Below are 13,126 nucleotides of genomic sequence, written 5' to 3' on the forward strand. Positions count from 1 at the left end.
GTCCGAAAGGCGAACGCCAGTCATGCCGCGGAAAATGGCACGTTTGGAGTTGCGGGTACGACCATTTCCGCTCGTCCGCCTCCGCACCCGCTGGTTTAGCGGGGAGCATGAGATCGGCGCTGATGTTTCCACTCCGGTCGCTGGTGTGGTTGGCTATCTTATAGGTAAGTTTGTAATCGTTATAAAGGGGTGAATTGGTTGCTGACGATGAATTTTTTGCAAGACTTGTGGTCTGCATTCGGGCAGGACAGGAAGAAAGCCGCAAGAAATCTGCGAAAAGTGAGCGATCATTGCTGAAAATCACCCTGCACGGGCTGGCTGCCGAACGTGGTGGAACGCTGCTGGTTCCGCCGCAGGATCTGGCGCTCTCTGCCGGGCAGGGCTTGATCATCACCGGGGATAATGGCGCTGGAAAATCCACTTTCTTGCGAGTGATCGCCGGTCTTCTTCCGTCGGCGGCCGGGCATATCACAATTGACGGAGCTATGGCGTCTGACGGTGAGCCGGCAACCCGTTGCAGTGAAATCTGCCATTATGTTGGCCACCGCAATGGCATGAAGCCACATATGAGCGTGCGAGCCAATCTTTCATTCTGGCAAAAATTTCTGCAGTCAGACGATGCGAGGGCGATTGATGCCGCGCTGCTGGCGTTGAACCTTTTTGACTTTGCCGACTTACCATTTGGATATTTGTCGGCAGGGCAGCAACGCCGCGTTGCACTGTGCCGCCTTTTGGTTGCGCCACGCAAATTGTGGCTGCTGGATGAGCCGACAAACGCTCTGGACGCGGCATCGCAGGAATTGTTCTTCGCACTCATTGGCGCGCATCTGACAGCCGGGGGCATAGTCATGGCGGCGACGCATCAACCGTTGCAGATTGCTGATGCCCGGAAGCTGGTTCTGACAAGGGCACAGCCCGATGTTGACGCTTTTGATGAAGGGCTGTGGCTATGAGGGCGCTGTTCTGGCGCGATCTGAGGCTGTTTCTGGCCGGGGGCGGGGCCTTCACAGGTTTGATCTTCTTTCTGGCTCTGGTGGCGACGATACCCTTCGGAATCGGCCCTGACCTGAATCTTCTGTCACGCATTGGCCCGGCTATCCTGTGGATAGGTGCGCTGCTATCCACTTTGCTCTCTCTGGACAGGCTGTTTCAAGCCGACCGTGATGATGGCACACTGGATGGGCTGTTGATCGGCCCGCAGCCCTTGGCGCTGGTGGTGCTGGCAAAATGTGCGGCGCTGTGGCTTGCCGCCTGTGTTCCGCTGGTTCTGGCCTCGCCCGTTCTGGGGCTGTTTCTGGCGGTGCCGCCGCAGGCCATGCTGGCAACGGCTGTGACCCTGCTGGCCGGTACCCCTGCCATTGTGTTGATTGGTGCTGTGGGTGCGGCCATCGGCGTGGCGCTGCCACGCGGTGGCGTTCTGGTTTCGGTTCTGGTTTTGCCGCTGGCCATTCCGGTGCTGATTTTCGGTGTATCGGCCACTTATGGCGCAGTCGCGGACCCTGCGCCTTTTACCCAGCCATTTCTGGTGCTATGTGCTTTGACGCTGTTTTTCTCCGTACTTGGCCCACTGGCTGCTGCGCTGGCCCTTCGCGCCATGGCAGATTGAAATGGGCAGGCGTGGCATTTCGGCAAACAGCATTTGCGGCTTGTGGCAATGGATTCTAGACTAATACGATCATGACCAACGCCGAACTCAGACAGTCCCGATTTTCCGCTCTGGCCAACCCGACGCGCTTTTTGCAGCTTTCCGGGGTGGTGCAACCCTATGCCTATGGCCTGGCCGCCGTGTTTGTTGCCTTGGGCATGGCGCTGGGTCTGACTGCGCCGGGAGATTATCAGCAGGGCGCGACCGTGCGTCTGATGTTCATCCACGTGCCTTTTGCCTGGCTTTCCATGATGGTGTGGACGGTGATGTCCATTTCGGCACTGGGAGTGTTGATCTGGCGGCACCCGATTGCCGAGGTTTCCATCAAGGCTGCAGCGCCAATCGGTGCTGCCTTCACCCTGCTGGCGCTGATCACCGGCTCTATCTGGGGGCGGCCAATGTGGGGCACATGGTGGGTTTGGGATGCGCGGCTGACCAGCGTCTTTGTGTTGTTCATCATGTATCTGGGGTTGATTGCCCTGACCCGCGCATTTGAAGATCCGGGCCGGGCGGGCAAGCCGTCTGCCGTGCTGGTTCTGGTCGGATTTATCAACATTCCGATCATCAAATTCTCAGTTGACTGGTGGAACACGCTGCATCAGCCCGCAAGTGTCGTGCGTCTGGACGGCCCTGCCATGCCAGCCGTTTATCTCTGGCCACTGATGCTTTCGGCTCTCGGCTTTTCACTCCTGTTTTTTGCCATGCATCTGACAGCCATGCGAACAGAAATTCGCCGCCGTCGTCTGTCAGCTTTGGCACGCCGCTCGGCAATGGGTGCAGGAGGTTGACGCGATGACCGGCGATTATTTCGGCTATATTTTTTCGGCCTATGCTTTGTCTGCGCTGGTGCTTTCGGCATTGGGCCTGTGGCTGGTGGTGGATTCACGCCAGGTCAGCAAGCGATTGGCTTTACAGGAGCGGGCCCTGGTGCCGCGCCGCCGCCGCAATGTGGCGGAGAAGCCAGCAGAATGAGCGATCTGACCCAGCCAAAAAAGCGCCGCGCTGGCATGGCACTTGTTCCGCTTCTGGTGTTTCTGGTGCTGGGCGGTGTGCTGCTATATGCGCTGGAATCAGGCACGGATCCGCAATCTCTGCCTTCCGCGCTGCAAGGCAAGCCTGCACCCGCCACACAATTGCCGCCGCTTGAAGGTGCAGTGCTGGCCGATGGCAGTCCGGTTCCCGGTATTTCATACCCTGCCGGTGGCACGGGCCGTCTGTTGTTGGTCAATGTGTTTGCGTCATGGTGCGCACCATGTCGGCTGGAACATCCTTTGCTGATGCAATTATCGGCGGATGAACGTTTCGACCTGCTTGGTATCAACCAGAAAGATCGGCCGGAGCAAGCTTTGAGCTTCCTTCGAGAGCTCTCCAATCCTTATGATGCAATTGGAGCGGATGAGAATGGCCGCGCCAGCATTGATTGGGGCGTTTATGGCGTGCCGGAAACGTTTCTGGTTTCGCCTGAAGGCGTTGTTGTCTGGAAAATGACGGGGCCACTGACTCCGCAAGTTATTGAGGCCGAGCTTCTGCCGCTGGTGGCGCAGCACACGGCGCGATAGAGTATAGGCGAAACTGATAACGCCCGAAATTGTCTAGAGACAGAAGCTGAACATGCCGGCCTGCCAGATGGCGCTGCCATAGCTTTGCCACAGCCACAGGCCGCCCAGAATGGCGGCTGCGCCGGACAGGATAGCGCCATATTTTACGGCATATTCGAGATGATGAACGGTCATGCCATCTGAGTCCTTGCAACAGGCCTGTCTGCAATGGGCAGGTTAACCACGCCAGCTACCAATGCAAGGGCAATGGAGATCTGCCAGGCCAGATCGTAGGAACCGGTTTCCGAGAAAAAGCGGCCGGCCAGCCAGGCGCCAAGAAATCCGCCGATCTGATGGCACATGAAAACGATGCCAAAGAGCGTTGCCAGATATTTGACACCGAAGATCTGGCCGACAAGACCGCTGGTCAACGGCACGGTGCCCAGCCACAAAAAGCCAATGGCGCTGGCAAAGAGCGTGGCGGTCAACGGTGTGAACGGAAATGCTAGAAACAATACAATGACTGCGCCGCGGGCAAAATACAGCGCCGAGAGCACGTATTTCTTGCGCAGTTTGTCGGCTGACAGGCCGAACACATAGGAACCGAGGATATTGAACAGCCCGATCAGCGCCAGCGCGCGTGCACCGATGGCCGGATCCAGACCCTGATCGGAAAGAAAGGCGGGCAGGTGCGTGGCGATGAATGACACATGGAAGCCGCAGACAAAAAATCCGATGTTCAGAAGCCAGAAACCGCTGTGTTGCCCTGCTTCGGACAAAGCCTGCCGCAGGCTTTGCTGAGGTTGCGATTTGCTGAAAGATGAAGATTCGGACACGCCGGCGACACCCCGCGCCAGCGGCACCATCAACAAAGCTATTGCCGCGGAAATGAACAAGGTTTCCCGCCAGCCAAATTCAGAGATCAGGCCCTGTGTAATTGGCACCAGCAAAAACTGGCCGAAAGAGCCGCCGGCGGTGGTGATGCCAATCGCCATGCCGCGCTTTTCGGCGGGAACGGCGCGGCCAACGGCACCCAGAATGACCACGAAGGTAACACCGGTCATGGCAAGACCAGTCAGAAAGCCCAGGGAAAGATTGATGCCGACTGCCCCGGCTGCCAGTCCGGCCAATACGAGCGACAATGCGTAGAGCAGGCCGCCCACCATCGCCAGGCGTCCTGAACCATATTTGTCGGCCAGGGCGCCAATGAAGGGCTGAGCAATGCCGAGCATCAGGGTCTGAACCGCAATTGCCAACCCGAAGGCTTCACGGCTGACCCCGAGCTCCAGCTCAATCGGGCGCATATACAGGCCGAAAGCCTGCCGGATACCCATGGAGAGCGTGACAATTCCCGCTCCGCAGGCCAACACAATATAGGGGTGGGCAAAGCCCGACCGACCGCTGACCGCCATGATGCAGATACCTCCGAAGGCTCTGCATACGCCCGTGACAGAGCGCCGGTCAATTGGTCAATCGGGCAATTTTCTACTCAACGACATCGCGTCTTGTGCGGTGAATTTCGTCGACAAGTTCTGCGGGCAGATTCAGGGCCTGAGCAAGGCGCGCCAGATAGGCCTGCTCGGCTGCATTATCGCCCTCAATAGCCAGCAAGGATGCAAGGTAAATTTCCACACCCATTTCCGGCGTGCCCACCTGGGCGGCAATGTCCTCCACCGGCAAGGGGCGGCGCAACTCATCCATCACCGTTGCTTTTTCTTCCGCATCCAGGTTCAGAGCATCAATCTTGCCAAAGATCGCCTCTTCTTCCGCTGCATCTATGCTGCCATCTGCCTTGGCCGCGGCAATCATTGCCGAAAGCAACAGGCGTGCATGATCCTGCTCGTGCCCCGGTGCCGGTTGAAATGGGGTGCCGCTGGCATCGGGAATTTCTGCCGGCGGAAGAATCTGCCCGCCGCTTCCGGCATTCTGGCGTGCCTGATAATTCTGCCAGGCCTTGTAGCCAAGGCCGGCAATCAGTGCCAGACCACCCATGCGCACGGCCGATCCACCCAGCTTTTTGCCGCCTTTGCCGCGCAGGATGTAGGATGCCAGGCCACCGGCCAGCATGCCTGCCAGCGCATTGTTGCCAACGCCGCCCGAACCGCCGCGGCCACCGCCCAGCACGCTACCCAGTATATCGCCAATATTTCCGGGCAAGCCGCCTGTCTGGCCTGACTGGCCGGGTTGGCCCGGTTGACCGGGCTGCTGCCCCGGCCTGTTACCCTGCCGCCCGGTGCCTAGAAACTGGTCAAGAAGTTTTTCCGCATTGATCATCGCATCGCTCCATCATGCTGTCAGATGAGCAATTGGAAGCGAAAGCGCATTTGGCAATATCAATCCTTGCTCTCAAACAACGGTTCCAGCGCATGGCGCTTGAGCAGTGGTATCTGCAACAGCATAAATATGATGGTGATGGGCATTGTACCCCAGACTTTAAATGCGACCCAGAAGTCGGTGGAGAACAGCCGCCACACAACCTCATTGAGCAGGGCCAGCACTATGAAAAACAGGCCCCATCGCAATGTCAGCTTGTTCCAGCCCGCATTGTCCAGCTTGAATGCCTGTCCGAAAACATAGCCGAGCAATGGCTTCCCGAAAGCCAGCCCGCCCAGCAGCACCGCAGCAAACAGTCCGTTGACAATGGTGGGCTTCATTTTGATGAAGACCTCATCCTGCAACCACAGGGTCAGGGTACCGAAGACCACCACCACAATGCCGGAAACAATCGGCATGACCGGCAAGGAGCGGGTCAAAATCCACGATACCGTTAACGCAATGATGGTTGCCGCCATGAACAATGCCGTTGCAACGAAAAGCGGGCCTCCCAGTGCGCCAAGTGCTGGGAACGCTGCCGCTATCGCCTCGCCACGGTTGTTGGCGAAAAAGAAAACCAGAAGAGGTCCCAGCTCCAGGGCAAACTTCAGAAGCGGGTTCAGCTCTTTCTGTCCCGGTGTGTTCGGGGCATCCTCTATGATGCGGTTCTGCATAGTCTCGTCCTTTCACCGCGGTGTGCGGCGGTCATTTAGTGGCATTCAGCTGGTAGCGCGGCCGGCTATCGCTGCGGCAAACTCATTGGCTTTGAAAGGTTCCAGATCGTCTATGCCTTCGCCAACACCAATGAAATAAACCGGCAATCTGTGCTTTGCAGCAATCGCCACCAGAATACCGCCACGCGCCGTGCCGTCCAGCTTGGTCATGACCAACCCGTTGACCCCGGCCACATTGCGGAAAATCTCTACCTGGTTCAACGCGTTCTGGCCGGTTGTGGCGTCAAGCGTCTGCAATACGGTATGCGGAGCGTCCGGAACACGTTTTTGCAGCACACGGACAATTTTTTCCAGTTCGGCCATCAGCTCGGTCTTGTTTTGCAGACGCCCTGCCGTGTCGATGATCAGCACGTCAGAGCCATTGCGCACCGCTTCATCATAGGCTTCATAGACCAGCCCGGCAGCATCGGCGCCAATAGCCTTTGCCACCACTGCTGAGCCCGTTCGCTCACCCCAGATTTTCAGCTGCTCCACTGCTGCCGCACGGAAAGTATCACCTGCTCCCAAGGTCACTTTCAATCCGCCCTGCGTCAGTTTCGCCGCCAGCTTGCCAATGGTTGTGGTTTTGCCTGTACCGTTGACGCCAACCACCAGAATGACGTGCGGCTTGACAGAAAGGTCAAGCTCCAGTGGCCTTGCCACGGGTGTCAGCGCTTTTTCCACTTCTTCGGCAAGAATATTGCGCACAGCCTCGCCGGTAATGTCCTTGCCAAACCGCCCGTCCGATAGGCGGTCGGTGATGCGCATGGCGGTTTCCGGGCCGAAATCGGCTTGAATCAGCACATCTTCAAAGTCCTGAAGCGTGTCTTCATCCAGCTTTCGTTTGGTGAAAAGGTCTGTGATCTGGCCTGAAAGCTGGCCGGAGGAGCGCGCAAGTCCCGCGCTCAGGCGTTGCAGCCAGTTAGAGGCAGGGACCGCCCCTGCAACTGCCGGAGCAGCGTAGGGCGTTTCGCCATCAATATCATCATCGCCGGGTTCAACTGGTTGGTTCAGCCAGGAAAACTCATCTTCCGCTGCATCTTCCGGCGGTAGCGGCAAATCTTCAGCAGGAATGGCTTCTTCCGCGTCGTCAATGGCGACATCAAACGGCAAAGCTTCCGCTCCGGCATCTATGTCTTCGGCGGTATCGGGGGGTGCCACCTCTTCCGTCACCTCGGGCAGCAGAGCCACTTCATCAGGTGCGGGGGCATCAGGCTCGTCGTCCGCTACTGGCTCATTCAGCCAGGAAAACTCATCGCGGTTCTCTTCGGTCTCTTCAATCAGTTCGGCAACCGGCTGCTCCGCCACAGCCTCCTGTGCTACAGGCTCGTCCGAAGCCTCAGCATCGCCGACCGGAAATTCAGAGTTTTTTTTTCCGCCATCTCCACTGGGGAGGATGCCGTTTCCTGCTGTGCGCCAAAGCGAAAGATGCGCTTCAGGAAGCTATTCTGTTCAGCCATTCCAACCCCGGTTTTCCAGAACAGTGGTGATCGTTCGACCACCTGAACTGCTCTACTCCTTGTTTTGCCGCATTGTCCCTTGTTTGAAACGATCCCGTTTCACCCGGAAATGCGCTAAGCGGCGACAGCCGCTGCAGCCACCGGCGTAGCGAGCAATCGCTCCCCCGTTTCGCCGGTGATGGTCACTTCTACAATCTCACCCGGCTGGCCGAGCGCAATTTCCGTCAGCGTAAAGTCTTCTGATCGCCCAAGACCCTCACGCTCTATCAGAATATTCTGTCGCGTACCAACAAGCCGCTTCAAATGTTCGGCATAGGCAAGATTGCCAACCGCGCGCAGGCGCGCAGCTCTTTCCTTGCCAACCGCTTTTGGCAGTTGCGGCATGCGCGCAGCCGGAGTTCCCTTGCGAGGGGAAAATGGAAACACATGCAGGTGCGTGAGCCCACACTCTTCCACCAGCCTCAGCGAGTTTTCAAACATTGTCTCGGTTTCAGTCGGGAAACCGGCAATGATGTCTGCGCCGTAAACGATATCAGGACGTTTCCGGCGCATTTCACTGCAAAAATCGATGGCGTTCTGACGTGAATGCCTGCGTTTCATACGCTTCAGAATCATGTCATCCCCCGCCTGCAAAGACAGATGCAAATGCGGCATGAAGCGCTGTTCGGAGCTCATTGCCTCAATCAACGCTTCATCGGCCTCGATTGAATCGATGGATGACAGGCGCAATCTCGGCAGATCCGGCACGTGGCGCAGAATGGATTGGACCAATGCACCAAGGCGAGGCTGGCCGGGCAGATCAGCGCCCCAACTGGTCATATCCACGCCGGAAAGCACGACCTCGCGATAGCCGCCCGCCACCAGTTTTCTAACCTGGTCGACCGCTGCGCCCATTGGAACCGACCGCGAATTGCCACGTCCAAAAGGTATGATGCAGAAAGTGCAGCGGTGGTCGCAGCCATTCTGCACCTGAACAATGGCTCTTGCCCGCCCTTCAATCGCATCCACCATGTGACCGGCGGTCTCGGTAATGCTCATAATGTCGTTGACGCGGATTTTTTCCTCGGCGGAAACGCCAAAATCCGGAAGGCGGCGGTAGGTTTCAGCTTTCAGCTTGTCGTCATTGCCGATAACCGCGTCCACCTCTTCCATTCGGGCAAAGGTCTCGCTTTCGGTCTGCGCGGCGCAGCCGGTTACAACAATGCGTGCCTGCGGATTGTCGCGGCGCGCGCGCCGAACCGCCTGCCGCGCCTGCCGCACCGCCTCTGCTGTTACCGCACAGGTGTTGATGATGATGGCTTTGCCGTTGGCAGCATTGCCCAGCCCGGCCTCGCCGGCCTCACGCTTCATCACTTCGGCTTCGTAGGTGTTGAGGCGGCAGCCGAAAGAAATAACCTCAATGTCCGGGCCATTGCTCATCAGGCAGAGGCTCTTTCCGCATCGCGATCAAAAGCACCGCTGAGAGGGTCCAGTGTGCCGGACCATTCCCATTCTGCCGGCCCGGTCATGATCACATGGTCATCATCCCGCCACTCAATGATCAGGTCGCCGCCGGGAACGGTGACCACGATCCGCCGTTCTGCACGGCCTGTTCGCGCTGCCAGTACGGAGGCCGCACAGGCAGCCGAACCGCAGGCGCGTGTCAGGCCGACGCCACGTTCCCAGGTTCGCATGGTCAGAGCCGTGGGTCGGGTTACCTGGGCAATCGAGATATTGGCCCGGTCAGGAAACAGCGGATGATGTTCAAGTTGCGAGCCGTAATTTTCCAGCGCGATGCTGTTGACATCGGCATCGACAAAAAACACCGCATGCGGATTTCCCATGGAGACTACGGCCGCCCTGGAGAATGCCGGGCTTGCCAGCGGAAATTCAATGAGCGTTGCGTTGGTGTCATCCACCTTTTGCGCCAGTGGAATGCTTTGCCAGTCAAAGCGTGGCTGCCCCATATCCACGGAAATCAAGCCGCCGGGCAGCGCCCGCGCCTCCAGCAGACCTGCCTTGGTCTGGAACAGAAATTCACGCTGGCCATTCAGTGCGCTCAGATAATGCACGACGCATCGCGTGCCGTTTCCGCATGCTCCGGCTTCACTGCCGTCCGTGTTGATAATGCGCACAAACGCATCAGTGCCCGCCGTTTGCGGATCGTGAATGGCCATGATCTGGTCGAAACGGGTCTGAGTATCATTTGCCAGCACAATGGCGGCCTGCGGCTCAATTGTATCCGCACGGCCGCGCATATCGGCAACAAGGATTTCGTTGCCGAGACCGTTCATGCGGGAAAATGGAATACGGGCGCTCATTTTTGCTATATGCCGGTTTTCCACCCTGAATGCCAGTCATCAGCGGCTTTTTCATGACATCCCGGTGACGGGGTTTCAGGCCGCCAGGTTGACATTGCGCCGTAAAAGCTGTTTAAGCGCAGCATTCCGCGACAGTTTCGTCCGCGACCCGCCGACCATGCCCCTTGTAAAAGCCGCATGGAGGTCACCATCCGCCAGCGAGTTTCGCCCGCGGATGCGTTCCGCTTTGGCGATTTGCGGTTGGCGCTGGCGCACTTCATCACCATTCTATCAAATGGCGCAATTGCCAGATGAGGCGAATGGAAAGGAAGCCGATGTTCGAATCCCTTCAGGACCGCCTTGGGTCCATTCTGAACGGCCTGACAGGCCGTGGCGCTCTGTCCGACAAGGATGTGTCGGCTGCGCTGCGGGAGGTGCGCCGTGCGCTGCTGGAAGCGGACGTTGCGCTGGAAGTGGTTCGCTCTTTCACCGACCGTGTGCGTGAAAAGGCGGTCGGGGCGGAAATCCTGAAGTCGATCAAGCCTGGGCAGATGGTCGTCAAGCTCGTGCATGACGAGCTGGTGGCCACATTGGGCACAGAGCAGGTCGCCATTGACCTGAACGCCCCTTCGCCAGTCACCATCATGATGGTCGGTTTGCAGGGTTCGGGTAAAACCACCACCAGCGGCAAGATTGCCAAACGGCTGACAGAGCGCCAGCGCAAAAAAGTGCTGATGGCCTCGCTGGACACCCGCAGGCCCGCCGCGCAGGAGCAATTGCGTGTTCTGGGCGAGCAGACTGGCGTGGCAACGCTGCCGGTCATTGCCGGACAAGGCCCGGTTGAAATTGCAACCCGTGCCGAGCAGGCGGCCCGTCTTGGCGGCTATGACGTTCTGATTCTCGACACTGCCGGCCGCACCCATATTGACGAGCCGTTGATGGCCGAAATGGCCGAGATCAAGTCTCGGGCCAATCCGCATGAAATTCTGCTGGTTGCAGATTCGCTGACTGGTCAGGACGCAGTTAATCTCGCCCGCTCTTTCGATGAGCGTGTGGGCATAACCGGCATTGTGTTGACCCGTGTGGATGGCGATGGCCGTGGCGGTGCCGCTTTGTCCATGCGCGCGGTTACCGGCAAGCCGATCAAGCTGATTGGTGTTGGCGAAAAAATGGATGCGCTGGAGGAGTTCCATCCTTCACGTATTGCCGACCGCATTCTTGGCATGGGCGACATTGTTTCGCTGGTCGAAAAGGCGGCGGAAAACATCGATGCGGAAAAAGCCGCGGCGATGGCCAGGAAAATGCAGAGCGGCAAGTTCGATATGAACGATCTTGCCGATCAGATTGGCCAGATGCAGAAAATGGGCGGCATGGGTGGCCTGATGGGGCTGATGCCCGGCATGGGCAAAGTGCGGGATCAGGTGGCGGCAGCCGGTATTGATGACAGGCTGCTCAAGCGGCAATTGGCCATCATCTCCTCCATGACGGCAAAAGAGCGGTCCAACCCTGATCTTCTGAAAAACAGCCGCAAGAAGCGCATTGCAGCGGGTTCGGGAACGGATGCGTCCGACATCAACAAGCTTCTGAAAATGCATCGCCAGATGGCCGACATGATGAAGTCTGTCGGCAAGGGCAAAGGTGGCATGATGGGAAAACTGATGGGCGGGTTGGGCAGCAAGCTCGGTCTTCCATCCGGTGCCGGTATGCCCGACCTTTCCAAAATGGATCCCAAGCAATTGGAAGAAATGGCCAAGTCATTGCAAAGCGGTGGCCTTGGCGGCCTGCCAGGTGGTTTGCCACCGGGATTGGGTGGCGGCGGCCTGCCGGGCATGCCTGGTGGCCGTGGTTTTCCGGGCCTGCCCGGCCTGACCAGAAAGAAATAGCGGCGGTTAAAGCCGTTTCATGAACCTAGAAAAAACGACAGATCGACTCAAAAGGAAAAGACTATGCCTTTGAAAATGCGCCTGGCTCGTGCCGGCTCCAAAAAGCGCCCTTACTACCACATCGTTGTTGCCGACGCCCGCGCGCCGCGCGATGGCCGTTTCATCGAATCGATTGGCGCATGGAACCCTATGCTGCCTAAGGATGCCGAGCGTGTGACCTTGAAAGAAGATCGCATCAAGCATTGGCTGGGCGAAGGCGCACAGCCAACCGATCGCGTTTTGCGCTTTTTGGACAAGGCTGGAATTCTGAACCGTCCAACCCGTTCCAACCTGACCAAGGGCCAGCCAGGCAAAAAGGCTCAGGAGCGCGAAGCTGAGCGCAAGCAGCGTGAGGAAGATGCGGCTGCTGCCGCTGCCGCCGCTGCGGAAGCTGCTGCTGCACCTCAGGAAGAAGCTGCTGCAACCGAAGCTGAGTAAGCTTTTGCCAGTCTGTTGAACGATGTCGTTTCAACAGGAAATGCTTGAAGGCGGGCGGCAGGTTTCTGCCGCCCGCTTTTTATAATGTCTGCCACTGGCCGCATAAGGAAGCGCATGATGAGCAAGCTGGAAAATCCGGTTCTTCTTGGCATAGTCGGTGGCGCGCATGGCATTCGCGGTGAATGCCGGGTGCGCAGCCATACCGATAACCCCACTGACATTGGCGCTTACGGCCCACTTTCGGACGCCAATGGCAAGCGTTACACAGTGCGTTCTGCGCGTGAACAAAAGAACGTCGTCATCGTTCGTTTTGAAGAGGTGACGGACCGCAATGAGGCGGAACGGCTGAACGGGACAGAACTTTTCGTCGATCGCTCTCTCTTGCCTGACGACGACATGGGTGAAGACTTCTATCAGGCGGATCTGATCGGTCTTGATGTGCGCAGCACAGCCGGCGAAATGCTGGGTGAGGTGATTGCCTTCCACAATTTCGGTGCGGGCGATGTTCTGGAAATCCGTCGTGAAGGCGCTGCCAGCTTCATGATTCCCTTTACCGAAGCGGCCGTTCCGGAAATTGATCTGGATGTTGGCTACATTCTTGTGGAGCCGGTGTCGGCCGGACTGGAGGGTGCTGTCGAAGTTCGCGAGGGTGACGAGATCCCTTCGGATGATCGCTCGACCACCTGAACTGATCCGGATCTTCGCTCTGTCGCGTGGTTTTGACGCTGAGACGATTCCGTTTCCACGAGAAATGCTGTAGGAAAAGCTGCCTTTCGAATGACTGCAGTCTTGTAACTGATCATTGAGTCAGAGGAGAA

15 protein-coding genes are annotated in these 13,126 nt (G+C 57.9%); 8 read left to right on the forward strand and 7 right to left on the reverse strand.

Annotated elements, in window-relative coordinates; all coding sequences use genetic code 11:
• Positions 1-290 precede the first annotated feature (290 nt).
• The 5 genes from ccmA (at position 291) to FPY71_RS14505 (ending at position 3,204) form a co-directional block, all read left to right on the forward strand.
• Positions 291-953, forward strand: a complete 663-nt coding sequence (ccmA, locus tag FPY71_RS14485; protein ID WP_149301127.1) for a heme ABC exporter ATP-binding protein CcmA — start codon at positions 291-293, stop codon at positions 951-953.
• Positions 950-1,606, forward strand: coding sequence for a heme exporter protein CcmB (ccmB, locus tag FPY71_RS14490; RefSeq protein ID WP_149301001.1), 657 nt, complete (start codon positions 950-952; stop codon positions 1,604-1,606). Before ccmA ends, ccmB begins: the two co-directional genes overlap by 4 nt.
• A 71-nt stretch (positions 1,607-1,677) precedes the next feature.
• A complete protein-coding gene (locus FPY71_RS14495; RefSeq protein ID WP_149301002.1) occupies positions 1,678-2,433 on the forward strand; it encodes a heme ABC transporter permease in 756 nt (251 codons plus the stop codon).
• Between the two features lie 4 nt (positions 2,434-2,437).
• Positions 2,438-2,617, forward strand: a complete 180-nt coding sequence (ccmD, locus tag FPY71_RS14500; protein ID WP_149301003.1) for a heme exporter protein CcmD — start codon at positions 2,438-2,440, stop codon at positions 2,615-2,617.
• On the forward strand, positions 2,614-3,204 hold the full coding sequence (locus FPY71_RS14505; protein ID WP_149301004.1) for a DsbE family thiol:disulfide interchange protein: 591 nt from the start codon (positions 2,614-2,616) through the stop codon (positions 3,202-3,204). Before ccmD ends, FPY71_RS14505 begins: the two co-directional genes overlap by 4 nt.
• A gap of 33 nt (positions 3,205-3,237) precedes the next feature.
• On the opposite strand, the gene FPY71_RS18525 is transcribed toward FPY71_RS14505, so the two are convergent.
• The 7 genes from FPY71_RS18525 to dapF all read right to left on the reverse strand — a co-directional run bounded on the left by FPY71_RS18525 (position 3,238) and on the right by dapF (position 9,969).
• Positions 3,238-3,378: a hypothetical protein gene (locus FPY71_RS18525; protein ID WP_188052356.1), complete on the reverse strand. Its 141-nt coding sequence runs from the start codon at positions 3,376-3,378 to the stop codon at positions 3,238-3,240.
• Positions 3,375-4,595 (reverse strand): MFS transporter, encoded by a 1,221-nt coding sequence (locus FPY71_RS14510; protein ID WP_149301005.1) that lies wholly within the window; start codon positions 4,593-4,595, stop codon positions 3,375-3,377. Before FPY71_RS14510 ends, FPY71_RS18525 begins: the two co-directional genes overlap by 4 nt.
• Positions 4,596-4,668: 73 nt before the next feature.
• Entirely contained in the window at positions 4,669-5,457 is a 789-nt protein-coding gene (locus tag FPY71_RS14515; protein WP_149301006.1) for a tellurite resistance TerB family protein, read from the reverse strand.
• 59 nt (positions 5,458-5,516) lie between these two features.
• Complete coding sequence (locus tag FPY71_RS14520) at positions 5,517-6,170, reverse strand: septation protein A (protein WP_149301007.1); 654 nt, start codon at positions 6,168-6,170, stop codon at positions 5,517-5,519.
• 45 nt (positions 6,171-6,215) lie between these two features.
• The gene (ftsY, locus tag FPY71_RS14525) at positions 6,216-7,607 is read right to left on the reverse strand and encodes a signal recognition particle-docking protein FtsY (protein WP_149301008.1); all 1,392 of its coding nucleotides are present in this window, start codon (positions 7,605-7,607) and stop codon (positions 6,216-6,218) included.
• 176 nt (positions 7,608-7,783) lie between these two features.
• Complete coding sequence (gene mtaB / locus FPY71_RS14530) at positions 7,784-9,088, reverse strand: tRNA (N(6)-L-threonylcarbamoyladenosine(37)-C(2))-methylthiotransferase MtaB (protein ID WP_149301009.1); 1,305 nt, start codon at positions 9,086-9,088, stop codon at positions 7,784-7,786.
• Positions 9,088-9,969, reverse strand: coding sequence for a diaminopimelate epimerase (gene dapF, locus FPY71_RS14535; protein ID WP_149301010.1), 882 nt, complete (start codon positions 9,967-9,969; stop codon positions 9,088-9,090). Before dapF ends, mtaB begins: the two co-directional genes overlap by 1 nt.
• A gap of 314 nt (positions 9,970-10,283) precedes the next feature.
• Between dapF and ffh the strand changes: the two genes are divergently transcribed.
• From ffh to rimM, 3 genes are all read left to right on the forward strand, one after another.
• Positions 10,284-11,831 (forward strand): signal recognition particle protein, encoded by a 1,548-nt coding sequence (gene ffh / locus FPY71_RS14540; RefSeq protein WP_149301011.1) that lies wholly within the window; start codon positions 10,284-10,286, stop codon positions 11,829-11,831.
• Between the two features lie 63 nt (positions 11,832-11,894).
• Complete coding sequence (gene rpsP, locus FPY71_RS14545) at positions 11,895-12,308, forward strand: 30S ribosomal protein S16 (RefSeq protein ID WP_149301012.1); 414 nt, start codon at positions 11,895-11,897, stop codon at positions 12,306-12,308.
• A 117-nt stretch (positions 12,309-12,425) separates the two neighbouring features.
• Positions 12,426-12,995, forward strand: a complete 570-nt coding sequence (gene rimM, locus FPY71_RS14550; protein WP_149301013.1) for a ribosome maturation factor RimM — start codon at positions 12,426-12,428, stop codon at positions 12,993-12,995.
• Positions 12,996-13,126: the final 131 nt, after the last annotated feature.

The organism is Aureimonas fodinaquatilis (genome assembly GCF_008369445.1).
In the GTDB taxonomy this organism is placed as follows: Bacteria; Pseudomonadota; Alphaproteobacteria; order Rhizobiales; family Rhizobiaceae; genus Aureimonas; species Aureimonas fodinaquatilis.